24 protein-coding genes are annotated in these 25,863 nt (G+C 59.4%); 13 read left to right on the top strand and 11 right to left on the bottom strand.

Translation table 11 applies throughout. The features are described 5' to 3' along the window. Positions 1 to 34: 34 nt before the first annotated feature. Positions 35 to 1,027, bottom strand: coding sequence for a DMT family transporter (locus J7412_RS08325; RefSeq protein WP_209078215.1), 993 nt, complete (start codon positions 1,025 to 1,027; stop codon positions 35 to 37). Continuing rightward, a complete protein-coding gene (locus J7412_RS08320) occupies positions 1,020 to 1,394 on the bottom strand; it encodes a VOC family protein (protein ID WP_209078214.1) in 375 nt (124 codons plus the stop codon). Before J7412_RS08320 ends, J7412_RS08325 begins: the two co-directional genes overlap by 8 nt. A gap of 97 nt (positions 1,395 to 1,491) precedes the next feature. Between J7412_RS08320 and soxR the strand changes: the two genes are divergently transcribed. From soxR to J7412_RS08305, 3 genes are all read left to right on the top strand, one after another. Further along, a complete protein-coding gene (soxR, locus tag J7412_RS08315; RefSeq protein WP_209078213.1) occupies positions 1,492 to 1,971 on the top strand; it encodes a redox-sensitive transcriptional activator SoxR in 480 nt (159 codons plus the stop codon). Positions 1,972 to 2,216: 245 nt separating this feature from the next. After that, positions 2,217 to 3,404, top strand: a complete 1,188-nt coding sequence (locus J7412_RS08310; protein WP_209078212.1) for an aminotransferase class I/II-fold pyridoxal phosphate-dependent enzyme — start codon at positions 2,217 to 2,219, stop codon at positions 3,402 to 3,404. 277 nt (positions 3,405 to 3,681) lie between these two features. Further along, positions 3,682 to 5,220, top strand: a complete 1,539-nt coding sequence (locus J7412_RS08305) for a trimethylamine methyltransferase family protein (RefSeq protein WP_209078211.1) — start codon at positions 3,682 to 3,684, stop codon at positions 5,218 to 5,220. A gap of 92 nt (positions 5,221 to 5,312) precedes the next feature. Here the strand turns inward: J7412_RS08305 and lipA are convergent, their stop codons facing one another. After that, on the bottom strand, positions 5,313 to 6,263 hold the full coding sequence (gene lipA / locus J7412_RS08300; RefSeq protein WP_209078210.1) for a lipoyl synthase: 951 nt from the start codon (positions 6,261 to 6,263) through the stop codon (positions 5,313 to 5,315). A 219-nt stretch (positions 6,264 to 6,482) separates the two neighbouring features. Between lipA and J7412_RS08295 the strand changes: the two genes are divergently transcribed. Continuing rightward, entirely contained in the window at positions 6,483 to 7,031 is a 549-nt protein-coding gene (locus J7412_RS08295; RefSeq protein ID WP_209060457.1) for a peroxiredoxin, read from the top strand. A gap of 90 nt (positions 7,032 to 7,121) precedes the next feature. Here J7412_RS08295 and J7412_RS08290 read toward each other — a convergent pair whose 3' ends face one another. Then, on the bottom strand, positions 7,122 to 8,204 hold the full coding sequence (locus J7412_RS08290) for a DUF6456 domain-containing protein (RefSeq protein WP_209078209.1): 1,083 nt from the start codon (positions 8,202 to 8,204) through the stop codon (positions 7,122 to 7,124). Between the two features lie 241 nt (positions 8,205 to 8,445). Here J7412_RS08290 and J7412_RS08285 point away from each other — a divergent pair, with 241 nt between their 5' ends. Further along, positions 8,446 to 8,736 carry a DUF6477 family protein gene (locus J7412_RS08285; protein WP_209078208.1) on the top strand — a complete coding sequence of 97 codons (291 nt, stop codon included), beginning with the start codon at positions 8,446 to 8,448 and terminating at the stop codon, positions 8,734 to 8,736. 6 nt (positions 8,737 to 8,742) lie between these two features. On the opposite strand, the gene J7412_RS08280 is transcribed toward J7412_RS08285, so the two are convergent. Continuing rightward, positions 8,743 to 10,293: a trimethylamine methyltransferase family protein gene (locus J7412_RS08280; RefSeq protein WP_209078207.1), complete on the bottom strand. Its 1,551-nt coding sequence runs from the start codon at positions 10,291 to 10,293 to the stop codon at positions 8,743 to 8,745. Positions 10,294 to 10,782: 489 nt separating this feature from the next. Then, positions 10,783 to 11,535 carry an MgtC/SapB family protein gene (locus tag J7412_RS08275; RefSeq protein WP_209078206.1) on the bottom strand — a complete coding sequence of 251 codons (753 nt, stop codon included), beginning with the start codon at positions 11,533 to 11,535 and terminating at the stop codon, positions 10,783 to 10,785. Between the two features lie 169 nt (positions 11,536 to 11,704). Here J7412_RS08275 and guaA point away from each other — a divergent pair, with 169 nt between their 5' ends. The 8 genes from guaA (at position 11,705) to J7412_RS08235 (ending at position 18,808) form a co-directional block, all read left to right on the top strand. After that, a complete protein-coding gene (guaA, locus tag J7412_RS08270; protein WP_209078205.1) occupies positions 11,705 to 13,264 on the top strand; it encodes a glutamine-hydrolyzing GMP synthase in 1,560 nt (519 codons plus the stop codon). A gap of 295 nt (positions 13,265 to 13,559) precedes the next feature. Further along, positions 13,560 to 14,381: a class I SAM-dependent methyltransferase gene (locus tag J7412_RS08265; RefSeq protein ID WP_209078204.1), complete on the top strand. Its 822-nt coding sequence runs from the start codon at positions 13,560 to 13,562 to the stop codon at positions 14,379 to 14,381. Positions 14,382 to 14,585: 204 nt separating this feature from the next. Next, positions 14,586 to 14,879, top strand: coding sequence for a putative quinol monooxygenase (locus J7412_RS08260; RefSeq protein ID WP_247743808.1), 294 nt, complete (start codon positions 14,586 to 14,588; stop codon positions 14,877 to 14,879). Continuing rightward, positions 14,876 to 15,748 (top strand): DMT family transporter, encoded by an 873-nt coding sequence (locus tag J7412_RS08255; protein ID WP_209078203.1) that lies wholly within the window; start codon positions 14,876 to 14,878, stop codon positions 15,746 to 15,748. The genes J7412_RS08260 and J7412_RS08255 overlap by 4 nt, the downstream gene beginning before the upstream one ends. A gap of 111 nt (positions 15,749 to 15,859) precedes the next feature. Next, positions 15,860 to 16,987, top strand: coding sequence for an outer membrane protein transport protein (locus tag J7412_RS08250; protein ID WP_209078202.1), 1,128 nt, complete (start codon positions 15,860 to 15,862; stop codon positions 16,985 to 16,987). Positions 16,988 to 17,093: 106 nt separating this feature from the next. Next, complete coding sequence (locus tag J7412_RS08245) at positions 17,094 to 18,020, top strand: DMT family transporter (RefSeq protein ID WP_209078201.1); 927 nt, start codon at positions 17,094 to 17,096, stop codon at positions 18,018 to 18,020. 75 nt (positions 18,021 to 18,095) lie between these two features. Beyond that, the gene (locus J7412_RS08240; RefSeq protein ID WP_209078200.1) at positions 18,096 to 18,389 is read left to right on the top strand and encodes a DUF1330 domain-containing protein; all 294 of its coding nucleotides are present in this window, start codon (positions 18,096 to 18,098) and stop codon (positions 18,387 to 18,389) included. Then, positions 18,386 to 18,808 carry a TerB family tellurite resistance protein gene (locus J7412_RS08235; protein WP_209078199.1) on the top strand — a complete coding sequence of 141 codons (423 nt, stop codon included), beginning with the start codon at positions 18,386 to 18,388 and terminating at the stop codon, positions 18,806 to 18,808. The genes J7412_RS08240 and J7412_RS08235 overlap by 4 nt, the downstream gene beginning before the upstream one ends. 429 nt (positions 18,809 to 19,237) lie before the next feature. Here J7412_RS08235 and J7412_RS08230 read toward each other — a convergent pair whose 3' ends face one another. The 5 genes from J7412_RS08230 to J7412_RS08210 form a co-directional block, all read right to left on the bottom strand. After that, positions 19,238 to 20,665: a TRAP transporter large permease gene (locus tag J7412_RS08230; RefSeq protein WP_209078198.1), complete on the bottom strand. Its 1,428-nt coding sequence runs from the start codon at positions 20,663 to 20,665 to the stop codon at positions 19,238 to 19,240. After that, positions 20,658 to 21,293 (bottom strand): TRAP transporter small permease, encoded by a 636-nt coding sequence (locus tag J7412_RS08225; RefSeq protein WP_209078197.1) that lies wholly within the window; start codon positions 21,291 to 21,293, stop codon positions 20,658 to 20,660. Before J7412_RS08225 ends, J7412_RS08230 begins: the two co-directional genes overlap by 8 nt. Before the next feature lie 81 nt (positions 21,294 to 21,374). Further along, positions 21,375 to 22,391 (bottom strand): C4-dicarboxylate TRAP transporter substrate-binding protein, encoded by a 1,017-nt coding sequence (locus tag J7412_RS08220; RefSeq protein ID WP_209078196.1) that lies wholly within the window; start codon positions 22,389 to 22,391, stop codon positions 21,375 to 21,377. A 230-nt stretch (positions 22,392 to 22,621) separates the two neighbouring features. Further along, on the bottom strand, positions 22,622 to 23,962 hold the full coding sequence (locus J7412_RS08215) for a sigma-54 dependent transcriptional regulator (RefSeq protein ID WP_209078195.1): 1,341 nt from the start codon (positions 23,960 to 23,962) through the stop codon (positions 22,622 to 22,624). A 13-nt stretch (positions 23,963 to 23,975) separates the two neighbouring features. Beyond that, positions 23,976 to 25,766 (bottom strand): ATP-binding protein, encoded by a 1,791-nt coding sequence (locus J7412_RS08210; RefSeq protein ID WP_209078194.1) that lies wholly within the window; start codon positions 25,764 to 25,766, stop codon positions 23,976 to 23,978. Between the last annotated feature and the right edge of the window lie 97 nt (positions 25,767 to 25,863).

The raw sequence follows: 25,863 nt of genomic DNA, 5'->3' as shown, positions 1-25,863 counted from the left end.
CGCCGCCCCGGGCCATCTCTGTTATAATGCGATATTACAGCACCTTAATGCGCGGAGCGGATGTCTCACTCACTGGCGCGGCACAGGCTCCAAGCCGCGCGCGGGTCCGCCGGCCAAGCGGCATAGGCAGCGAAATACCCAACGGCCGATCCCTCTGCGCCAGCACGGTGAACGCAATCCCCACCGCAGTCACCGCAGCACCGATCCAGCTCAGCATCCCGTAGCGCTCGCCCAGCAACAGCACACCAATCACCAGTCCCACCGCCGCCGCCACATAGCCGATCTGGCTCAACAACACCGGACCACCCAGCTTTTGCAGCCGGAAATAAGCCGGAAAGGTCAGCGCCGCCGCAACCACTTGAAATGTCGCGGCCCAAGGCACTGCAGAAATGCTCCCCAGATCCACGCCATCGCCGCGCAAGATCATCACCGCCATAAGCGCCACAATCGCCACCCCATGGCTCCAGAACGCCAGCGCCATCGGATGTGCCCCCTCGGGCCAATCCAGCGAGCGATACACATTACCCGCCGCCAAAATCAGCGGAATCGCCAGCCCGGCAAGCGACCACCAAAGCGTGCCCTCCACGCCGCCTTGCCCAAAGGCCACCAGCAACGCCCCGATCAGACCAAATCCGATGCCCCAAAGGCCCAGCCGACCCGGCGCCTTCATGCCAAACAGCACAGACAGCGCCAATGTGGCCACTGGAGACAGGGCAAACATCATCCCGACCTGCCCCGCGCCAAGCTTGGGCACCAGACCAAAGATCATCAGATTGATCCCGGCAAAACTCACCAGTCCCGAGACCACCACATAGCGCAGCATGCGCCCCTTGGGCCACGACAGCCGCCCCCGCACACCCAGCACCGGCAACAGGCTGAGGCTCGCGCCCATCGACACCAGCAAGGCCCAGACCATCGGCGACACACCCGCAGCAAAGGAAATCTTGCTCAGTGGAAAGCCAACGCCCAACAGCGCGCCACACCACAACAACAGCCCCACCGGGCCCACTCCGCGTGTATCAGGCATAGCTCACCACCTCATATTCAATCTCATCAGGCCCTTCGAAATAAAACCGCTTTCCCGGCTCGTAATCGGCGTGGCTGGTCGGCACAAATCCAGCCGCCTTCACCCGCGCCTCAATCAGGTCGAGATCGCGCACCACGATCCCCACATGGTTCAGCCCACCCGCCCGGTAATAGCTGCTTTCCGCGTTCTGAATGTCCACAGGCGGCGCATAGAGCGCGAGATAGCTTTCGGCCTCCCCAACATGCACGCTGTAGCCCCCATGAATGGACTCCCCTTCCCAGCGCACAGTCCAGTCAAACACATCACACAGGATCGCCGCGGTCGCCTTCGGGTCACGCACTGTCAGGTTCACATGCTCAAGTTTCATCTCTCTGGTCCTTCCTCAAAATCATCGATGGACACAGGCTAATTCTTCAAGTTAACTTGAGCTCAAGAAGTTTTTTCCATTTAAAAACAATAATCCAATGAAAACACCGCGCCCCATTCGCCTCCGTCCCACCGGTTTGACCATCGGTCAGATCGCCGAGCGCACCGGCCTCGCCCCCTCTGCCATCCGCTTCTATGAGGAACAGGGCATCGTCTTTCCCCACCGCACCGATACCGGCCAGCGCCGTTATGAGCGCGCCGACATCCGGCGCCTCTCCTTTGTGATGATCTCCCAATCGCTGGGCTTTTCGATCTCCGAAATCCGCGACGCCCTCGCAACACTGCCGGAAAACCGCACCCCCACCAAAGCCGACTGGCAGGCCATTTCCGAACAATTCCGCCGCGCGCTGGATGACCGCATCGCCCAGATGACCGCCCTGCGCGACCGGCTCGACGGCTGCATCGGCTGCGGCTGCCTCAGCCTGTCCAATTGCAAACTCTACAACCCCGACGACCGCGCCCGCACCCGCGGCACCGGCCCGCGCTACCTGATGGGCGACACCCCATCAGACCTGTAGAACCGGCTTTTCTCATTCCTAAAATATCCCGGGGTGGCCACATCCCAGATGTGGCAGGGGCAGCGCCCCTTCCAACCCCGACACCCCAGAACTCGGCGTATGCGTCGCTTGCCACTCCAATCCGCCTTATCACTCAGCATCGTGCCGCCACAAATGGCGGAAATGCCCCCCATCACCACATTGAATTTGACTTCCGGCCCTTCCATCAGCCACCACAGGCGCAACAACTATTCGGGGAGCGCGACATGAAACTATCTGAACGTCTGACAGACATCACCGGCGGCGGATCTGACGGCTGGGATGTGTTTTACAAAGCCCGCCGCATGGTAGCTGAGGGCGTAAATGTCACCGAGCTCACCATCGGTGAACATGACATCCGCACCGACCCGATTATCCTCGCTGCCATGGATCAATCCGCACGTGGCGGTCACACCGGCTATGCCATGGTGCCCGGCACCCAGGAGCTGCGCGACACCGTGGCGGCACGTCTGACCGAGCGCACCGGCGTGCCAACCAGCTACAAAAACATCCTGATCACACCGGGCGGTCAGTCTGCGCTCTTTGCCGCGCATACCGCAACCTGTTCCGCTGGTGCGCGTGCGCTCTATATCGATCCCTATTATGCCACCTACCCCGGCACCATCCGCGGCGTCGGTGCGGTGCCTGTGCCAATCCGCACCCACGCGGACAACGCCTTCAAACCCCGCGCCGAGGAGATCGCTGCCGAGGCTGCCAAAGGGGCGGCGTCCCTGCTGATCAACACGCCGAATAACCCCACCGGCACCGTCTACGGCCGCGATACACTGGAAGGCATCGCAGAGGTCTGCATCGCCCATGACCTCTGGCTGATCTCAGACGAGGTCTATGACACACAGGTCTGGGAAGGTGACCATATCAGCCCGCGTGCCCTGCCCGGCATGGCCGCGCGTACGCTGGTGGTCGGTTCCATGTCCAAGAGCCACGCCATGACCGGCAGCCGCATCGGCTGGATCGCCGGCCCGGAAGAGGCCATCACCCATCTGATCAATCTTGCAACCCACACCACCTACGGTGTGCCCGGCTTCATTCAGGACGCCGCCGTCTTTGCTCTGGCACAAGGGGAGCCCTTGGAAGAAGAGGTCTCCGCCCCCTTCAAACGCCGCCGCGAATTGGCCAAAGCCATTCTTAGCGAGCAGAACACAGTGGGTCTGATCCCAGCACAGGGCGCGATGTATATCATGCTCGACGTGCGCGCGACGGGCCTGTCGGGCGAAGAGTTTGCCAACTCCCTGCTCGACACCCACCACATCGCGACCATGCCGGGTGAGAGCTTCGGCCAATCCGCCCACGGCCATATCCGCGTTGCCATGACCGTTGCTGACGACCGCTTTGAAACGGCGCTGCGCACCCTCGTGGCCCATGCTGAAAAGCTGTCAAAGCAGGTCCCCGCATAGGGAACAACCTCCGGTACCGCGCTGAAATCCGGGCTAAAATTCCGGCTAAAATCTTTGTGAAACGCCTGTTCGCGACAAATGTCGCTTTTGGACGGGACGCGACGATTTTGGCCCCACAAACTGCCTTGTATTGGGAGGAGCCAATGCAAGGCGTGCGCAGCAAAATCAAACTGGTGAGCCGCACCATCGGGGCCGAACGCGGCCGCGCGGCACGGGGTCGTCCGTAAGACGTTGTCAGAAAGCATTTTCTCACAACACTTACAGGACAGGCCCACACATGAATGCACCATCTCCCCGCCGGTCCGGCGGTCGCGCCGCCCGTCGCGCTTCTCGCGCAGCTCCGCTGACACAAGACATCCGTCCCATTCGCCCCGGTACGGAAGGCGGCCAGTACAAACCACTCTCTGAGCGCGACATGCAACGCATCCACGAAACCGCGCTGGATGCACTTGAGCAGATCGGTCTCGCAGACGCCCCGCAAAGCGGCATCGACATCATGACCGCCGCAGGCGCAATTCTGGGCGAGGATGGCCGCCTGCGCTTCCCCCGCGCCTTGGTCGAAGATATGCTCGCAAAGGCTTGTAAAGACATCTCTTTGCGCGGCCGCGACCCGCAATATGATCTCCAGCTCTCCGGCAACCGCGTGCATTTTGGCACCGCCGGTGCAGCTGTGCATATGGTTGACATCGACGGCAAAGAATATCGCGATAGCACGCTACAAGATCTCTTTGATGCCGCCCGCATTGCCGATCAGCTGGAAAATATCCACTTCCTGCAACGGCCTATGGTGGCGCGCGATGTTACCAACAACCGCGAGCTAGACTACAACACCATCTACGCCTGCTGCGCGGGCACCAAAAAACATGTGGGCGTGAACTTCACCGAGCCTGATTATGTCGCTGACGGGCTGGAGCTCCTGCATATGATCGCGGGCGGTGAAGACGCTTGGCGCGCACGTCCCTTTGTCAGCAATACCAATTGCTTTGTGGTGCCGCCGATGAAATTCGCCACCGAAAGCTGCGAGGTCATGGAGGCCTGTATTCGCGGCGGTATGCCTGTGTTGCTGCTCTCTGCGGGTATGGCAGGCGCAACCGCCCCGTCCACCATTGCCGGTGCCATTGTTCAGGCAACAGCGGAGTGCCTCGCAGGCATCGTCTATGTGAATGCCATCGCACCCGGCCATCCCGCCATCTTTGGCACATGGCCCTTTGGCCTTGATCTGCGCACCGGGGCGATGACGGTGGGCTCTGGCGAGCAGGCGCTGCTGTCGGCAGGCTGCGCACAGATGCACAAGTTCTATGGCCTCCCAGGCGGCGCAGCGGCCGGTGCCAGCGACAGCAAACTGCCAGACATGCAGGCGGGCTGGGAGCAGATGTGTTCCAACGTCATGGCCGGTCTGTCCGGTCTCAACATGGTGTATGAAGCGGCCGGGATGCATGCCTCTCTGCTGGGCTTCTGCCACGAGAGCCTGATCTTGGGGGATGATCTCATTGGTCAGGCGCTGCGCTGTGTGCGCGGCATCGAAGTGGATGACGAAACCCTTGCGCTTGAGCAAATCCGGGACGTCTGCATCGGTGGCCCCGGCCACTATCTTGGCACTGACGCAACCCTCTCCCGTATGCAAAAAGATCATGTGTATCCAACACTTGGCGATCGCACCTCACCAAAGGAATGGGCGGAAATCGGGAAGCCGGATCTGATCGAGAACGCGAAGAAACGCAAGGAGGACATCCTTGCAACCACTTCTGCCGCGCAGTTTGATCCCATTCTGGATCAGGCGATCCGCGCCCGCTTCAACATCCATCTTCCGCAATAAGAAAAGGCGCCCGACCCAGTCGTGGCGCCTTTACAAAAATTCAGAGCTTACAGGGAACGCAGTGTGCTGCGCGGGGGCAAAGCCCCCACCCGTCAGCCTTTGGCCAGCTGCGCCTCACGTGCTGCACGCAGACGTGCAAAATCATCACCCGCGTGATAGGAGGACCGTGTCAGCGGTGTGGCCGAGACCATCAGGAAGCCCTTGCCATAAGCGGCTTTCTCGTAGCTCGCAAATTCCTCCGGCGTCACAAAGCGGTCCACACCGTGGTGCTTGGGCGTTGGCTGTAGATACTGGCCGATGGTCAGGAAATCGACATCCGCGGCGCGCATATCATCCATCACCTGTTTGACCTCAGGCTCTTTCTCGCCCAGCCCGACCATGATGCCGGATTTGGTGAAGATCGAAGGATCGAGCTCTTTCACCCGCTGCAGCAAACGCAGGGAGTGGAAGTAGCGCGCGCCCGGACGCACCTCGAGATAAAGCCCCGGCACGGTTTCCAGATTGTGGTTGAACACGTCGGGCTTGGCTTCCACGACGGTTTCCAGCGCGCCGGGCTTGGCTTTCAGGAAGTCCGGCGTCAGAATTTCAATGGTGGTCTTGGGCGAGCGATGCCGCACCGCGCGGATGGTCTGGGCAAAATGCTCCGCCCCGCCGTCATCCAGATCATCGCGATCCACCGAGGTGATCACCACGTGGTTCAGCCCCAGCTTCTGCACCGCCATGGCCACCCGGCCCGGCTCAAAAGCATCCAGCCCGTCAGGCTTACCGGTCGCAATGTTGCAGAAGGTACAGCCACGGGTACAGATCTCGCCCATGATCATCATGGTGGCGTGGCCCTGGCTCCAGCATTCCCCGGCATTCGGGCAACCCGCTTCCTCACACACGGTGACAAGCTTGTTCTCCCGCATGATCTTTTTGGTCGCGTTATAGCCTTCGCCGGTTGGCGCCTTCACACGAATCCACTTGGGCTTTTTGGGCTGAGCATTGTCCTTGCGGTGCGCCTTCTCAGGGTGGCGCTGCTCTGGCAGCTTCAGATCACGCAATTCTGGGTCCTCCCGACCGTCTGGGTTTGCAGAATGTAACATACGTCAATCTGGCAGCCACTACCAGCAGTGCATGACAGCTATGCATTTGACGCCGGAATGCACAACTATTTGGTTAATTTCAGAGAACAATAGACTCTTACGCAACTGCAGCATTGCACCCCAATTTGGAATCATTATAGATCACGGAAAATCAAACTTCTGTTAAGGAAAACAACGATGCAAGTTGGCGTAAAAGTCCCCAATGTTGTCTTTAAAACCCGCGTGCGTGACGAAGCCGTAGGTGGCCCAAACCCGTTCCGCTGGCAGGACATGTCCAGCGATGACTACTTCAAAGGCAAGCGCGTCATCCTGTTCTCCCTTCCCGGTGCGTTCACCCCGACCTGCTCCACCTACCAACTGCCTGGTTTTGAAGAGAACTTCGCCAAATTCCAGGAACTCGGCATCGACAACATCTACTGCATGTCCGTTAACGACAGCTTTGTGATGAACAAATGGGCCGAAGCTCAGGGCGTGAAAAACGTCGACGTGATCCCTGACGGTTCCGGCGAATTCACCCGCAAAGTTGGCATGCTGGTGCGCAAAGACAACCTCGGCTTCGGCCTGCGCTCCTGGCGCTACGCTGCCATCATCAACAACGGTGTTGTTGAAGCATGGTTTGAAGAGCCAGGTCTCGAAGACAACCACGGCGAAGACCCGTATGGCGAGAGCGCTCCGGAAAACCTGCTGAAGTATCTGGAAGCTGCCAACGTGGAAACCGCCGCGTAAACGCTTTGCCAGAGGGAAATCTGAGGGTCGGTGCCAGGCGCGCCGACCCTTTTCTTTTGCGGCTCTCTTGCCGCGCCTCTTCCCGGCCAGTTAGCCGATGTAATCGCCCGCGCCGCCTTTGTGGGCCTGATAGAAATCCCTGAGCCGCATCAGGGCGATCCGCAGCACAATCTTGCCGGATCGGGCCGACCAGCCCAACCGCTTCTCCGCAGCCTCCAACCCTTCCAGATAACAACAACAGCGCAGGGCGATATCGCCCAGCCCGACACCCCAATCCCCCAGCGCCTCCACCACACGCTGGCGCGCGATCTCTGATCCGTGCCCCGCATCCCCGTCCGGTTGATAGCTGCCCCCTCTCGGCCCGCTCAAAAACCGCTCCCAATTCTGCCCCGCCCGTGGCCCCATCTGCGCCAGTTCGAAATCCTCCCGAAGCCGCTCCCCAGCGGCCACCAGATCCTCGCTTAGAAACCGCGCCCCGTCTTTGCCGCGCCGCCGCGCCAGCGCGGTCAGCGGGCTTTCCGTGAGGTTGAACCGCACCTGCCGCGCCCGCCCGCCATGGTGAATGCGTCGTGATCCAAACCGCGAAAGACCGCCCTCAAAGGCATTCTGCGCCTCCAGAAACCCCTGCGCCGAGTTTTCTGCTTCGGCCAGCATCTCCCGAAGGGCCGCCCGCCCGGCCGGTGTGATGGCATAGCGCGAAATGCGCCCCACCTGCGTGGCGCAGATCCAGTCTTTCAGCGCCATGGCCTGAGCGATCTGGCGCGTGACAACCGCCGTGCGCGTGCCCCCATCACGCACCACCACAGCGTTCTCCATGTCACTGGCCACCGCCAGCACCGCCCCGGTCTCACACAACCGCCGCAGCACCCGCATCCCCTCGCGCCGCAAGACCGCTTCCTCGGGCAGATCCTGCCCATCTGCATCCGCCGCCAGCAAAGGCGAGGCGATCCCGCTTTTCTGATCGTCACGCAGCCGCGCCAATGCCGCATCCACCAACGGATCTTCCCGCATGGTCTCCAGTTTGCGGATCTGCCGCAGCACGGTGGACGCATGGCAGCCATCCCGCCGTGCCAGCGCCCGAATAGAGACCCCCTGTTCCGTATGCGCCACATAGCGCGCCACACTGTTGGGCACCCAATCCGGAAATTCGGGGATCAATTGATCTTTCGGCATTGTTACTCTCCTTACCAAGTCACTTACGTCACACTGCCTGCCGTTGTTATCCACAGCCTTATCCAACAGTTTTACACAGCCTGAGTACGCCGTGCAGGTCGCACTGGACGACCGTCCCTTGGCTAGGATTGTTTCCAAATCGTGAACGACAACATGCGCGCCCGCACGCTGTTTCCCAACACGCGCAACACCCGAAAAGGGTGTGATCTGCTGCCCGCGTTCACAAAGAAAGGTTGATTCTATGCAGGATGTTTTACGCCGGTTGTCAGAGCTGCGCCGCCCACGTCTTTTGATCCGCGCCGCACGGGCCGGATGCACAGAATACGTGCGAGACCAACATCTTAGACGATCGTTTGGAAGTGGGAAGCATCAGCGTCACAGCGAGGCTCTCACCCGCCTGATCGCGCTGGAAAGCGCCCTGAATGAAGCCAGGAAAACCGGCGCTGCGTCCTATTCCCTGATCGAACATGTCGACCTATTGATCGCCATGATGGGGGAGGCCCAGCTGTTGCAGGCCTCCCGCCAAAATTAACACATCTTAGACAAAAGCGTCCGGCATGGAGGCTTTCTTCTCCGCCACATAGGCGCGCAGCTTGGCTTCGATCTCCGGATCAAGCGCCGGTTGCTGATAGGCCCCCAGCAGCTCTTCCACACGTGCCGAGGCCAGCGCTTGGGTGTCGCGCGACCCTTCATCAGCCCAGGTTTCAAACGGCTTGTAGTCCAGCAACTCAGAGCGCCAGAAAGCGGATTTGAAGTTTGCCTGCGTGTGGGCACAGCCGAGATAGTGACCACCCGGCCCCACTTCGCGCACCGCGTCCATGGCTTGGGCGTTCTCGTCATAGGCCACGCCTTCAGCCATCTTGTGCAGGGTGCCGAGCTGATCTGCGTCCATGACGAACTTCTCAAAGCTCGACACAAGACCACCTTCCAGCCAACCACAGCTGTGCAGCATGAAGTTCACACCACCGGTCAGCGCCGCATTGTGGGTGTGTGCGGTCTCATAAGCCGCCTGCGCGTCAGGCAGTTTGGAGCCACAAAGACCACCACCGGAGCGGAACGGCAGACCCAGACGGCGGGCAAGCTGGCCCGCACCAGAGAGGATCTGGCTGGCTTCAGGTGTACCAAAGGTCGGCGCACCGGAGTTCATGTCGATCGAGGTCACGAAGGCCCCGAAGATCACCGGCGCCCCTTTGCGGATCAGCTGGCTGAACGCGATACCGGCCATCACTTCGGCCAGAACCTGCGTCAGCGTGCCAACCACGCTTACAGGTGCCATCGCGCCGCCCACGATGAACGGCGAAATGATGCAGGCCTGGTTGTTCTTTGCGTAAACTTCCAGCGCGCCCATCATGATGTCGTCAAACGTCATCGGGGAGTTGATGTTGATGAGCGAGGTCATCACGGTGTTTTCCTGCACGAATTCCTTACCAAAGAGGATTTCGCACATTTCAACGCTGTCCTGCGCCCGGCTTGGCTCGGTCACAGAGCCCATGAACGGCTTGTCGCTCAGGGTCATATGCGCCAGCAGCATGTCGAGGTGACGCTTGTTCACCGCCACATCGGTTGGCTCACATACGGTGCCGCCGGAGTGGTGCAGCCACTTGGACATATAGCCCAGCTTCACGAATTTCTCAAAATCCGCCATGGTGGCATAGCGACGGCCGCCTTCTGCGTCACGCACGAAGGGAGGGCCGTAAACCGGCGCGCACACCAGCGTGTTGCCACCGATTTCGACGGATTTCTCTGGGTTGCGTGCGTGTTGGGTGATGCGGGACGGCGCTGTCTTGCACAGCTCGCGCGCCATGCCGCGTGGAATGCGCACGCGCTCGGCGTCGTAATCCACATCCGCGCCTGCTTCTTTCCAGATGTCCAGCGCCGCTTTGTTGTTCACAAAGTTAACGCCCACTTCTTCAAGAAGGATGTCAGCATTGGTTTCAATGATCTGAAGCGCTTCTTCATTCAGCACTTCAAACAGCGGAATATTGCGCTCAATGAACTTTGCGGTTTCGATTTTTACGCCGGTACGCTCTGCGCGCCGTGCGGCTCCGCCGCCCCCACGTCCACGCCGCCGTGTCGCTGCTTCTGCCATGTCTCATCCTCACAGGCTTTTGGTCTGTCTCCATTTTTGTAGCCCGTGCCCGCCCCCGCAAGCGGCTGATTAACGGCCTTTGACGCAAAAATGCGACATGATGCCCCGAATTTGCCCACTCGTTCCACGGTGCAAGCCGAACAACTCAACAGAGCCTGAGCTTTATTGACACAAGCCAACACAAACCGGTGCGTGTCAGTTTTCTCCGCTGACAAGCTGATGGAACCGTATCGATCTGGTTGGTCATGAGGCCAAATCATGATCCGCCAGAAGTCAGAAGCAAGATCTGCAACGCCTGAAGTCATTCACTTAGGCCATTCCCCGGCCCTGGGTGGGGGTGAAGCCCCCTCCCGTGGGGAGGGTCGGGGGCTGGTCGGCTGCGCCTCCTCAAGAATGATTGAAGCGGCACGATTCAGGCTTTTGGGGCGGCGTTCGAGAGCCAACAAGTTTGGACTGAAACCGGTGATGGCTGTGTCCAGTCAACCGGACCTAATTTCCATCACCCGCCTCCCAGGCCACTTTGCTGATCCGCTCATCCAGCATCAGCGGGCGCAGCAATGTGCTGACCTCCGCATTGCTGCGCTCCTCGATGGTCAACAACACATCCAGCACAGCGGTCTCCCCGCCGCTGTCACTGCGCGCCATTTCCGTGACGATCACCCCCATCTGCGTCAGCGCCTTCAGCGCTAAGGCCCGCACATGCTGGTCGTTTTGGGTGGCATATTGGATCTGCACCTCATATTCCTGATTGAGCGGCACCCCGGCGCGGGTCTTACGCTTCAGCCATTTCACCAATGGGCGCAGGCCGAGGTTCACAAAAACCACCAGCCCCGTGGCCAATGCCGCAAAAGCCGGCGCTCCGGCCCCTGCCATCAGCCCCACTGCCGCCGAACACCACAGCGTTGCAGCCGTGTTGAGGCCATGCACCGTGAATCCTTGGCGAAAAATGATGCCCGCCCCCAGAAAGCCGATGCCAGAGACAACCTGCGCCGCCACACGGGTCGGGCTCACCTCATCAGGAAAGAGCGATGAAAACACCACATAGCTCGCCGCCCCCAGCGCCACCAACGCATTGGTGCGCAAACCCGCCATACGCTGGCGCACCTGACGCTCCGATCCGATCAGCGCCCCACAGAACACCGCCAGCGCAAGGTTCAGCGCAGCCACACGCAAGGTGCCATCAAACAGCGCGGCATCAAACAGCCCAGCATCAATCAGCCCAGCATCAATCAGCTCATTCATGTATATACCTTCAATATACGTTTTTCCGAGTTGAAGCACGAGGCACAGACGTAACGCAAGCCAAAAGACGGGCAGACAGATGCAAAAACAAGCAGCCCCTTGCCCTCCGGCTGCGCGACAACGCGCACAGGGACTTGCGCGAAACGCCGCCATAGCCTATGCGGCGCACATGTCCGATATTTCTCATGACCGCCTCCTCATTATTGACTTCGGCAGCCAGGTGACACAGCTGATCGCCCGCCGCCTGCGCGAGCTCAATGTCTATTGCGAAATCCACCCATACCAGAACGTCGATATGGACTTCGTGCGCAGCTTTGCGCCCAAGGCCGTGATCTTCTCCGGTGGCCCAGACAGCGTGACCCGCGAAGGCTCCCCGCGCGCGCCGCAAGAGATCTTTGACTATGGCGTGCCGATCCTGGGCATCTGCTACGGTCAGCAGACCATGATGACGCAGCTGGGCGGCAAAGTGGAAAGCGGCCATGGCACCGCCGAATTTGGCCGCGCCTATGTGACCGCGCAAAACTCCCTCGACATTCTGGATGGCTGGTTTGCCGAGGGCGACGAGCAGGTCTGGATGAGCCACGGCGACCACGTAAGCGAAATCGCTCCGGGCTTTGAGGTCTATGGCACCTCACCCAACGCGCCTTTTGCGATCACAGCGGACACCTCTCGCCATTTCTACGCGGTGCAGTTCCACCCCGAAGTGCACCACACCCCCAATGGCGCGAAACTCTATGAGAACTTCGTGAAAATCGCTGGCTTCTCCGGCGACTGGACCATGGGCGCCTACCGCGAGCAAATGATCGAGGCGATCCGCGCACAGGTTGGCGACAAGAAAGTCATCTGTGGTCTCTCCGGCGGTGTGGACAGCTCCGTTGCTGCGGTGCTCATCCATGAGGCCATCGGTGATCAGCTCACCTGTGTGTTTGTCGACCACGGCCTGCTGCGCAAAGGCGAAGCCGAAGAAGTTGTCACCATGTTCCGTGACAACTACAACATGCAGCTCATCCACGCCGACGAGCAGGAGCTCTTCCTTGGCGAGCTTGACGGTCAGTCCGATCCGGAAACCAAGCGCAAGATCATCGGCAAACTCTTCATCGATGTGTTCCAGAAACACGCCGACACCATCGAAGGCGCAGAATTCCTGGCCCAAGGCACGCTTTACCCTGATGTGATCGAAAGCGTCAGCTTCTCCGGCGGTCCTTCGGTGACCATCAAGAGCCACCACAATGTGGGCGGTCTGCCAGAGAAAATGGGCCTCAAACTGGTGGAGCCGCTGCGCGAGCTCTTCAAGGATGAAGTCCGCGCTCTGGGCCGCGAACTTGGCCTGCCGCAGAGCTTCATTGGCCGCCACCCCTTCCCGGGCCCTGGCCTTGCCATCCGCTGCCCCGGTGAAATCACCCGCGAGAAACTCGACATCCTGCGCGAAGCCGATGCGGTTTATATCGACCAGATCCGCAAGCACGGTCTCTATGACGAGATCTGGCAGGCCTTCGTGGCCATCCTGCCTGTGCGCACCGTTGGCGTGATGGGCGACGGCCGCACCTACGACTACGCCTGTGCCCTTCGCGCGGTGACCTCGGTGGACGGCATGACAGCGGACTACTACCCTTTCACCCACGAGTTCCTCGGCGAAACCGCCACCCGGATCATCAACGAGGTCAAAGGCATCAACCGCTGCACCTACGACATTACCTCTAAGCCTCCGGGCACAATTGAGTGGGAGTGAGGCACGCCGCCTCATGTCTTCAACAGTCTACGCCGCTCCCAACCGGGGCGGCGTTTTCTTTTGCCGACACCAAGTTTCCGCTTCCATGTCCGCCCAAGCTGCGCAACAACTTCGCAGGGAGGAACGGTTATGAAGTTAACACACCGCCTTTAGCAGCCTACGAGCATCGCACAGAACAGCGCCTTCAACGTGTTCCCTGTAACATGGGCGATCATCGGCTTTGTCTTCAGGTCTACCTGCGAGGCGCGTTAAATTTGACTGTTAATAAAGATTTCTAAGACGAATGGACGAAAATATGGAAGAGACTGAAGTCTACAAAGCTTATAGCCGCAGCCCTTTTCTAAGCATGAAGCATACGACCTATTTTGAGCCGTATGAGCAGCTGTTCTCTCAATATAGGGGGCAAAATATAACTTTTGTTGAGATTGGCATTCTCAACGGCGGTTCCCTCTTCATGTGGCGTGACTTTTTTGGGCCCGAAGCGCGCATAATCGGCATTGATCTGAATCCCGCAGCCCAAAAATGGGAAGAGCATGGTTTTGAAATATTCATCGGCTCGCAGAGCGACGAAAACTTCTGGCGTGAAACGCTAGCGGCCATCGGTCCCATTGATGTCCTCCTGGATGATGGCGGTCATACCTATGAGCAACAGATCATCACAACAGAATGTGCATTGGATCACATCAAAGATGGCGGGATGCTTGTCGTTGAAGACACCCACACATCTTACATGCGGGGCTTTGGTCCGAAACGCTATTCGTTCGTCAACTATGTGAAATCCCACATCGACAGGATCAATAGGCGGTTCAAAAAGTTCCATACACCTGAGGCAGACACCCGCGTTTGGAGTGTGCAGGTATTTGAATCGATCGTGGTCTTTCACGTCAACCGTGCAGCCTCTCAACGTCTGTCCCACCACACCAAAAACGGTGGGAAAGGCGAGTCCGCGAAAGACTTCCGCTACTTTGACAACCCCGTCTACGAGAAGCATAAAGACCTAGGAAAACATCTCCGATTTATTGACAGCATTCCCGGGTCAAAGGATCTCAAAAAATCCTTCTGGAAGACTGTCATCAAGATCCAAGGTGCCAAAAACATCCGCAAGTACTTTCGGTAGCTCATCTGCTCTCAGTTTAAACTTGAGGCGTGTGCCTCCCACTCAAACGCCTGAGTCAAGCCGCTCCTATCAAATGCAACGACTGGCCTCGCTACATAGCCTTGATTGAAGGGAAGAGAGGCCTATTCATTGCTTGTTTGGAACTGCGCGATCTGGCTAGTTAACGGCTGAACGGCAGTCCTGCGCAAAGGCAGCGTATTTAGAATGAAAACCGCCCCAATGATCCGCCTCACCGGCCACATTGATGTCCCTTCAGAGCGCCAAGAGGCCGTCGCAGCGGCATTGCCCGCCCACATTGCGCTCACCCGCGCAGAACCGGGCTGCCTGTCTTTTGACGTGACCCAAGATCCCGCCAATGCGGGTCGCTACAATTTCTCGGAACTCTTCGTGGATCAGGCCGCCTTTGACGCCCATCAGGCCCGTGCAAGCGCCTCCGATTGGGCCGCGGTCACAGCTGGAATCCCACGGCATTACCAAATCACCGAGGTGCCCGCGTGAACGACACCCTCAAAGCCGCCATCTGGATGAGCGGTGCCATCCTCTCTTTCACCTCCATGGCCATCGCCGGGCGCGCCGTTTCGCTGGAGCTCGATACCTTCGAGATCATGATGTACCGCAGCTTCATCGGCATCGTTCTTGTGGTCGGCGTTGCAACCATGGCGGGCACCTTGCACGAGGTCACCAGCCGCAATCTCGGTCTACATCTGATCCGCAACATCAGCCATTTCGCCGGGCAAAACCTCTGGTTCTTCGCCATCACTGCTATCCCCCTGGCACAGGTCTTTGCGCTGGAGTTCACCTCCCCCATCTGGGCCATTCTGCTCTCCCCGCTCCTGCTCGGAGAACGCCTTCGGCCCATCGGTCTTTTGGCAGCGCTCATTGGCTTCATCGGCATTCTGATTGTCGCACGCCCGACCCCGCAATCCGTCGACATAGGCCAGATCGCCGCCGCCACCGCCGCCATCGGCTTCGCGCTCTCAGCGATCTTCACCCGCAAGCTCACACGCACGGAAACCATCACCTGCATTCTGTTTTACCTGACGGTCATGCAAGCGGGTCTTGGCTTGCTGTTTGCGTGCTGTGATGGCGACATCGCACTCCCGTCATGGGAGAGCCTTCCCTGGATCATCCTGATCAGCTGTGCCGGGCTGGTGGCCCACTTCTGCCTGACCACCGCGCTTAGCCTCGCCCCTGCCGCCGCAGTCATGCCGATCGATTTCATCCGGCTGCCACTGATAGCTGTTGTAGGAATGACACTATATGGTGAACCACTGGACATATGGGTTCTGGTCGGGGCCACCATAATTTTTGCGGGCAATTACTTAAACATACTGTCGCAGATCCGCAGTACTACTGCGACGAGGTGACGCAAAGTAATGAAGTTTTATCCAATTGGCTAAGTTGACTTGGGCAAAGCTGCGCGAATAGCTTTGCTCAAGTAATAAAATAACTCAGGGACTAAACGGGACATCTATCTTATGAAAAAAATGCTTATGGGAGCCACCGCACTCGCGATGGTTGGAGGAGCATCTTACGCTGGCGGCATCGACCGTTCCGGACAAGGCGTCAACATCCTGTTCGAAGAGGGAGACTACGCACAATTCACCTTCGCCCGGATCAATCCAAACGTAACTGGCACACCTGCGGTTGCTGGCGCATTTGGCAACGCAAATAATGTTGCTCAAAGCTTCAATCAGTTGTCTTTCGGCTACAAGCACGAATTCAACGAAAAATGGTCAGCTGCCATCATTGCAGATCAGCCGTTTGGTGCACATGTGCTTTACGCTGATGGCCCTTTCAGCAACGCGGGCAGTGGTGGAGCGCTCCCCTTTGATGCTCAGGCCGATATCGACAGCCGCGCGTTGACTTTCTTGGCCCAATACAATCTTGGCAACGGGTTTAGCATCCACGGTGGTGCACGCGCGCTCTCAGTGAACGGCATCATCGAGTCAGGCGACGGACGTCTTAACGCAGACAGCGACTACGACTGGGGTGGCGTTCTGGGTGTTGCCTATGAAAAGCCAGAGATCGCGTTGCGGGTCGCACTAACATACGCATCCGCCATCGACGTGGGTTTTGACGGCGACATCGAACAGCTTATCGGCGCAGGCACACTTGCACCGTCCAGAGCAACGGACTTCACCGTGGAATTCCCTGAAAGTGTGAACTTGGATTTCCAAACCGGCATCGCGCCCAAAACCCTGCTGTTCGGTTCTGTTCGCTGGGTCGGCTGGGAAGGTTTCAACCTCACAACTTCCGGCCTTGCCGGTGACATCGAGTGGGTGAACTTCGCGGATGATACCTACACCTATCGTCTGGGTGTCGGCCGTCAGATCAACGACTCTTTGTCCCTAGCGCTTGTCGCTGGCTATGAAAGCTCTGGCACACGCCCGTCCACCACGGCACTGGCACCGACAACCGGTTCCAAGAGCATTGGTATTGCGGCGACATACGACACCAACAAAAACTGGGTTTTCTCTGGTGGTCTTGAGTATGTCATTCCCGGCGATCAGAACGTTCAGGTGCAAAGTGGCGCGGCACCAGACCTGCAGTTTAACGACAACTCGGCCGTGGTTGCAGGCATTCGTATCGGCTACCACTTCTGATACCATCAGTCGGACTTACAAATACAAAGCCCCGCCCTCCGGCGGGGCTTTTCTTTTGCGCAACTTTCGGAGTGCAGTGCATACGTACCCACAGTAAGGTGCGCCCATGACGACCACTGTTCAAAAAACGCTCTCCGCCCGATCTTGGGCCGAACTGTTCCTGCTCGCGGCACTTTGGGGCGGCGTTCTCTTCACCAACCGCATTGCCCTTTATGAGATCGGTCCCATCACACTGGTGGCGCACCGGACCTTGTGGGCCGCGTTGTTTCTCTGGGCGCTTGTCCTGCTGCGCGGAATGCCTGTTCCCAAAAGCATGCGGCTTTGGGGGGCGTTTCTCATCATGGGGCTGCTCAACAATCTGATCCCTTTCAGCCTGTTGAACTTTGCCCAGCTCACCATCGAAAGTGGATTAACGTCAATTTTCAACGCAGCGACAGCCTTTTTTGGAGTATTGCTCGCAGCCTTTTTTCTGCCGGACGAACCTCTCACTCTCCCCAAGGCGCTTGGGGTCTTTATTGGTTTTCTCGGCGTGGCCACGGCTATTGGCCTCACCCACCTTACCAATTTTGATCATCGCTCCATTGCGCAGATTGCCGCCCTTCTGGCCACACTGTCTTATGGATTGGCGAGTATCTGGGGGCGCAAACATCTCGCCGGATACTCCCCTACAGTTGCTGCCGCAGGCATGCTCACCTGCTCCGCGCTGATGTCGTTGCCGCTGGCGCATTTTGTTGAAGGCCCGATCACCCTGTCGCTCTCCGCGCCCACCTGGGCCTCCATCGCATATGGTGCGGCTCTGGGCACCGCTGCGGCCTATTTGCTCTACTACCGCTTGCTTGCCACCGCAGGCAGCGGCAACCTGCTTCTGGTCACACTGCTTGTTCCGCCGTTTGCGATCCTGCTTGGCACCCTGTTTCTGGGAGAAACCCTGCACCCACGCGCATTTGCAGGCTTTGCCCTGCTGACTCTGGGCCTTCTGGTGCTGGATGGCCGCCTCTGGCGCTATGTGCGCAAACAACCCGCAGGTATTTGATGCAAACCTGACTTGCCATTCCCGTGCGCGCTTGGCACGCTCACCTTCAGAAATACCGCGATCAGGGAGGGCAGAATGGCCAAAGGATATTGGATCGGGCGCGTCGATGTGGATGACCCCGAAGGCTACAAGAAGTACATTGAGGCCAATGCCAAACCTTTTGCGGATCACGGCGCGCGTTTCCTGATCCGCGGCGGAAAATTCGAAAACCCCGAAGGCAGCGCGCGCAGCCGCAATGTGGTGATTGAATTCCCCTCCTATGAGGCGGCGCTGGCCTGTTATCACTCAGAAGACTACCAATACGCCAAATCCCTGCGCGACCCGGTCAGCACCGGCGACATTGTCATTGTGGAGGGTTACGACGGATGATCTGGGACCAGCTTCTTCACCGCCTGCGTGGAACACCAGACACCCCGCCTCTTCCCGAACCTGACGAAAAGCTCGCCCTTGGCGCGTTGCTGGTGCGGGTGGCCAAATCAGACAACCACTATGACGTGGAAGAAATCGGTGCGATCGACAAGATCCTTGCCGCGTCTTTTGATCTCAACCCGGTTGAAGCCGCCAAACTGCGCGCCACCTGCGAAAAGCTCGAACACGCCGCCCCCGGCACGCCGGACTTTGCCACCCTGATCCGCGAAACCGTGGATTATCCACATCGTTTGGAAGTGGTGCAAAAGCTCGTTTCAGTGATCGAAGCCGACGGCGAACACGCACCCGAAGAAGACGCCAGCCTGCATGAAATCGAGGCAATGCTCGGCATCAAGCCCGAAGACAGCCCTGTCGGTTGATTTAAAACATTGTTCTGAAACTTCTAAACGCTTGGCCTCCACCAGCGCGCAGGAGGCGAAGCCGACCAGCCCCAGTCCTTCTTTACGGCCCCTCCCCTCAGGAGGGGGCTTCCCCCCCACCCTGGGCCGGGGACTGGCCTATGTGACCGGATACAGCCGTTGCAGATATTTTTGGACAATGACCTAGATTAAATCAAATGATCTTTAAAATTTAGGGCGCCGATCTTCATGTGATCGACGCCCTTTCTGTTGTTTAGCCGCTTATCGCAGCGCCCTTAAAACCTGAAACGCGCGAACGTCACCATCTCGTAGGCGGCGAAGCCGACCAGCCCCCGACCCTCCCCATGGGAGGGGGCTTCACCCCCACCCAGGGTCGCGGGCTGGCCTATGTGGGTGGCTTCAGGCTTGGTCGATATATTGGGCGGTTCCCTAGGCCAAACTTGGCAACCAGAGCACAATCGACGGGAAGGCCACCAACAGCGCGATGGTCACGGCATCTGCGATGAAGAACGGCGTCACACCTTTGAACACATCCTGCACAGACAGATCATCGCGCACCCCGGCCACCACAAAGCAGTTGAGGCCAATCGGCGGGGTGATCAGACAGAACTCCGCCATCTTCACCACCAGAATGCCAAACCAGATCGCACACATCGTACCGCTCATGCCAAAGGTGCTGTCCGCCGCCGCCACGGTCTCACCGCCGTTCAGCGCCATCACCGCAGGGTACACCACCGGCAAAGTCAGCAGCAGCATGCCAATGGCATCCATGAACATGCCGAGCACCGCATAGGCCAGCAGGATACAGATCAGGATCAGCCACGGCGACATCTCAAGACTTGTGATCCAGTCCGAAAACGCGCCGGGCAGATCCGCAAACCCAAGGAAGCGCACATAGATCAGCACCCCCCAGATGATGGTGAAAATCATCACCGTCAGCTTGGCCGTATCCAAAAGCGCAGACTTCAGTTCCGGCCAGCGCATCCCGCGCACCAGCGCCAGCAGGAAGACGATGAACGCCCCCACGGCCCCGCCCTCTGTCGGCGTGCCCCAGGCATCGCCAAACGGGTTGTAGACAAAGAAGATGATGATCACGACCACCGCAACAATCGGCAAAGCCGGCGGCAGCGCGGCAAAACGCTCGCGCCATGTGAAGCCACTCACCGGGGGACCAACGGTTTTGAAGATCATGGCAATGCCCACAATCATCGCACCATAGACAACAGCGGAAAACGCACCGGGGATAAAGCCCGCCAGCAGCAGCTTGCCCACATCCTGCTCCACAATGATGGCATAGATCACGAGGATCGCAGAGGGCGGGATCAGTGAGGCCAAGGTGCCCCCCGCCGCCACAACGCCCGCAGCGAACTGCTTGTTGTAGCCCACCTTCAGCATCTCCGGGATCGCAATCCGCGCAAACACCGCCGCTGTCGCCACCGAGGCACCGGACACCGCCGCAAAGCCTGCGGTCGCAAACACGGTCGACACCGCCAGCCCACCCGGCACCCAGGCGATCCACTTCTTGGCCGCATCAAACAGCGCTGTGGTCAGCTTGGCGTAATAGGCCAGATAGCCAATCAGAATGAAGGTCGGAATGAGGCTCAGCGCCTGTGAGGACACTTTGGAATGCGGCACCGATCCGGCAATGGCAATGGATTTGCCCAACGCCCCGTCCCAGATCTCCCGCCGCTCATTCCAATAGAGCAGTTTTTCCGGCGCATAACCGGACTTGGCCCAGAAAATCCAGACGATCCCGACAAAGCCAGCCAGCGCAGCCGCAAAGGCCACCCGCATCCCCAGCACCACAAGCAGGAGCATCCCGCCCGTGACCCAAAGGCCAATCGTAATGTTATCCATTGTCAGCATCCCCAAGCTGATCGACCTCTGCACGGGCCTGTTCTTCGATCGACTGCACCAGTGGCACCGCCACCGGGCTTGGCAGGTTCAGCACAAAGGCACGCCCATAGCCCCAGACCTGCAGCGCCAGCCGCAGGCACATCACCGAAAACGCCACCGGCACAATCAGCTTGGAGGGCCAGATCGGCAGGCCAATATCAATCGAGCTGTCGCGCGAACACAGCGGCCGCGCGCAATCAAAAGAGCGCTCAAAATGCGCCCAGCTGCCCATGGTCAGGGCAATCATCAACCCAAGGATCAGGATCACAGACAGCAGCTCCGCCCCCCAGAGCGCGCGGCCCTTGAGCTTGCCAATCACCATATCCATTCGGATGTGGCTGCCATCACGCTGCACATAGGCGATCCCCATCACCGCAATCAGCGGCATCAGCGCCTCGATATAATCCACATATCCCGACAGCGGCGACGCAAAGAACTTGCGCCCACCCACCGAATAGGCGGCCAAAAACATCAGGCTGAACACGGCAAGGCCGCTCAGCAATGCAAAAAACTGTTCCAGCTTGAGCAGGTGACGATCCAGTCTGCTGAGCACACTGTTGTCTTCAAGCACGGCAGAGGCACCGGCCATATCCTTCCCCCTTCTACCTGACACACGTCAGATACAAAACGGCCCCGGAACTCACCGAGGCCGCAATTTTAATTATTTTTATCAGTTGGTTGCACGGTGATCTTCGAGAGTTTTCACAACCAGATCATAGAGCTCCTGACCAGGGATGCCCTGCGCTTCCATGTCTTTGATCCAGGCATCGCGGATCGGGTCTGCTGCTTTGGACCGGAACTCCGCGATCACAGCATCGTCGATCTCAACCTTGGCCACGCCCTTCTCTTCCAGAACGCTGTCCCACTTCTCCAGAAGCGTGCCGTAGTTCGCCACATAGTGATCCAGCGATTCCTGAACAGAGCTGTCCAGCGCCGCGCGGTGCTCATCAGACAGATCTTCATAGGCGTCGATGTTCACAACAACCGGGCAGTTCACGGTGCCGGGGTTCAGGTTGGCGGTCCACCAGTCTGCTTGGTTGATGGTGCCGAAAGACAGGTGCGCATGCTGCGCAAAGGCCACCGTGTCCACCACGCCGCTTTCCATCGCCTGATAGGCTTCGGTCGCGGTCACAGAGGTTGGCACGCCGCCCACCGCTTCAAAAGCTTTGCCCAGACCGCCGGTGGCGCGCACGCGCATGCCGTCAAAGTCCGCCAGCGAGTCACGCGGATCGCCGGTGCCCACAAGGTTGTACTGCGGCATGGGCGAGGTCATCAGCAGCTTTGCGTTCCACTGCTCCATCTCTTCCGCTGCGGCCGGGTGGCCGTAAACAGCCGCAGACACCGCCATCTCTTCCTGCAGGTTCGCCACGCCAAGGAACGGCAGCTCCAGAACGGTGATCACACGGTTCTTGTCACGGTGATAACCCGCACAGAACTGCGCCATTTCAAACGCGCCGATGGAGATCCCATCGAGGTTTTCACGGTTCTTGGACAGACCGCCATAGCTGATGTTCATGGTGAACTCGCCGCCGGTCTTTTCGCTCACCAGCTCGGCCAGTTTCTCAACATGCTCGGTGAAAGCGCGGCGTTTGCCCCAGACAGAGACATTCCACTCGGTGGCCATTGCTTCGGTGACAAAGGCCATAGACAGGGCCGCCACGGCGGTCCGGCTCATCAATTTACGCATGATTTCCTCCCGATTGCGTAAGTGCTTATGGCCAAAGCATGCCGCAACGCGCATCAGATTGCCAATGAAGGATTTTGCGCAGGACACGACGTCAGCCCTGCGGATTTCCGCAGGGCAAGAAAATCATCAATTTCTTTTAGGTTTCAGCGCCTTAAGGCGCGCACTCAACACAAGATTGTGCGCATCCGTCGCAGCAAACTTTTTGGCTGTGCGCCTTTGCGCGCAACCCATCAAAGCAGCGCTTCTTTCTTCAGACCCAGCTTCACAATCTTTTCGTTCAGCGTCCGCCGCCCGATTCCCAGCGCCTCCGCAGCGGCGTCCATCCGCCCCTCATGCCCCTTGATGGCCTTGCCGATCAGCTCCCGCTCAAAGGCGGCAACAGCCTCCCGCAGGGTTTCCGGCACATCCTCAAGCCCGCCCGTCTGGGTCAAGGCCGCCGCCATGGTGCCCCCGCCCCGGCGCGCCTGCATCACACGGCGCGCACAGACGTTGCGCAGCTCGCGCACATTGCCCGGCCAGTCATGCGCCATCAGCGTCGCCACATCCTCATGATCCAGCTCCGGCGCAGCAATCTCATGCACCCTCGCATAGTCATCCAGGAAATGCGCCGACAGCAGGGTCACATCGTCCCGCCGCTGGCGCAGCGGTGGAAGTTGCATCACGAAGGTGTTGATCCGAAACAGCAAATCCTGCCGAAGCCGGCCATCCGCGACGGCTTGGTCCACGTCTTCATTGGTGGCTGAGATGATCCGCAGATCCACCGCATCCGGCGTGGCCGCGCCTACGGGGAACACCTGCTGATCTTCGATCACCCGCAACAGCTTTGCCTGAACGGCGGGTGGGCAGGCCCCAATCTCATCCAGAAACAGCGTGCCGCCAGTCGCCGCCTGCAGCCGCCCTTTGCCGCCCTCCGCGGTGCCAAACATCTCCGCTTCAAAACGCTCAGGGCTCAGTGCCGCGCAGTTGATCGCCAGAAACGGCTGCTCGGCGCGCGGCCCCAAATCATGCAGCGCCCGCGCCACCAGTTCCTTGCCGGTCCCCGTCTCGCCCTGGATCAGCACCGCGCCCTCCATGGGCGCAAGGTCCAACACTTCTTCACGCAGATTGGCCACGGCCTGCGTTTGCCCCAAAAGCACCCGATCCAGTCCCGACAACTCATATAGCCGCGCCTTAAGCCGCTGATTGCTGGCCCGCATCCGGCTCTGTTCGGCCGCATGGGTCAGAATGGTCAGCAGACGGCGCGGCTCATAAGGTTTCTCTACGAAGCTGTAGGCACCGGACTGCATCGCCTCCACCGCCATGGGAATATCCCCATGGGCGGAAATCAGAACCAACGGCGGGGACAGTTCGGTATCCAATGCGGCCAACAGCTCCATCCCGGTCATCCCCGGCATACGCACATCTGAAAGGATCACATCCGGCGCCAATGTTGCCAGCCGCTCCAAAGCCTTTTCGCCCCGCGCCACCGCCTCAGCCTGCCAGCCCGCCGCCTCCATCAAGGCCAGCAGCGAATGCCGCATCGCCTTGTCATCATCCACAATCAGCAGGCTGTATGTCGGTCCGTCGTTCATCTGCGCCTCTCCTTCATTGCGCCGCAAGCGGGCCGCTTTCCGTCAACCCCGTGCCTGCCCCGGCAAGCGGCAGCGACACCCGAAACACCGCGCCACCGCTGTGCTCTGAGGTGCCCTCGCTCACGCGGTCTTCGGCTTCCATCCGGCCGCCGTGATCTTTCACGATGGTGGCGGAAATGGCCAGACCAAGCCCCATGCCGCGCCCACTTTCTCTTGTGGTAACAAAAGGTTCCTGCAGATCCTGCAAGTTGGCCGATGCCAGCCCATGCCCCGTATCCGTGACCTCAAACACCGCAAAACCGTCGCTCTGCCACAACCGCACGGTCAGCACCGCCGCCTGCGGTTCCTCTTCCATGGCGTCACAGGCGTTGCGCAGAATATTGGTCATCACCTGCTCAATCCGCAGCCGGTTGCCGCGCACCAAAATCGGCGCCTCCGCCAGATCCCGCGCGACCGTGACTTCCCCCGCCTCCAGATTGGGCACCACAAGGGTCAGCGCCGCCTCCATCGCGGATTGCAGCGCAAACACCTCAAACCCCTCTTTGCCGCTGGTGGCAAAGAACTTGAGCTGGCGTGTGATGCCCTCCATGCGCGCCACTAGCCCGCCCAGATCCGCCCCCAGCGCCGCAGCGCCCTTCGGGTTCAGCTCCGCCGCCGCGAGATGGTTGCGCATGGCGGCAATCGGCTGCCCCAGCTCATGGGTCACAGAGGCGGAAAGCTGCCCCAACGCCGCCAGACGGCTGGCTTGCGACAGCTCCTTTTGCGCCGCCTGAAGCTGGGTCTGCGCGGTTTTGCGTTCTGAAATCTCCACCGCCAGCAGCGCATTGGCCTGACGCAACTGCGCCTCCTCCTGCTCCGCCCGCCTGAGCGCCCGCCCGATCCGCCGCGCACGCTGCACCTGAAACAGGATCAAAGCCGATCCTGCCAGCAAAACCACCACAGCCGTCGCCAGCCAGGCCCGCGCCACCGCCCGGTCATCACTGGCAAAATAATGCAGCTCCCAGCCATCCGGCAGATCCTGCGCCACCAGATGCAGCCGCAGCTCGCCCGCGATATCCGCCTGATTTTCGCCCTTCGGCACCCAGTCCAGAGGATCCAGCGCCTGCCCGGGGAACTGCCGCGCCGCGACGATCTCGGTCTTCTGAGCCGCGCTCAAAGGCGACAGCGCGCGGTAGCGCCACGAGGGATCAGACGCCAGAAGGACAACCCCGTCCCGATTGGCAAGGATCACCTGCTCCCCCGCATTAGCCCAGCTTTCTTCCAGATCGCCAAAGCTCTTCTTAAGCGCGATGACACCAGACACCTGCCCGTCTGAACCCAGCGCCGAAGACCCCTGCACCGGATCGGCAATGAAATACCCGGGCTCCCCCGTGGTGGTGCCAATCGCATAAAACCGCCCCTGCCCGCCGGACAAAGCCTCCTGAAAATAGGGCCGGAACGCATAGCTTTGCCCGACAAAGGAGCGCGGCGTGTTGTGGTTTGAGGCAGAGATCGTGCCACCCGTGGCATCCATCAGATAAATCGCATCCAAGCCCGCCTTGCTGGCAAAATCCGCAAGCCGGGCATTGAGCGCGCCGGTGTCTTCACCTGCCAAAGCGTCCAAAACAAAACTGTCCTGCGCCAGCACATGGGTCAGGTGGCTGTGCCGCTCCAGCTCCGCCACAACCGTGCTGCGGTAAAGCGAAAGCTGCCCTTCAGATTTTTCAAGCTCCTCTGACAAAAACAGCCCCAGCGCCACGCGTTGCACCACAAAGCCGACGCAGAGCGTCGCGATGAGAGACAGGATCAGAGACAGGCGGGCCATGGTATTGGGCTCATGAGGGACAGCTGAAAGACAGTGGCAGGCACGCTAGTGCATGCAGAGAAAACTGCAAACGGGATTTTGGGGCGCAGACCGGTCA

It is taken from the genome of Shimia sp. R9_3, assembly GCF_017743755.1.
GTDB lineage: Bacteria > Pseudomonadota > Alphaproteobacteria > Rhodobacterales > Rhodobacteraceae > Shimia.
Note: the sequence above shows the minus strand (reverse complement) of the source record. Positions and strands in the feature narration are given on the sequence as shown.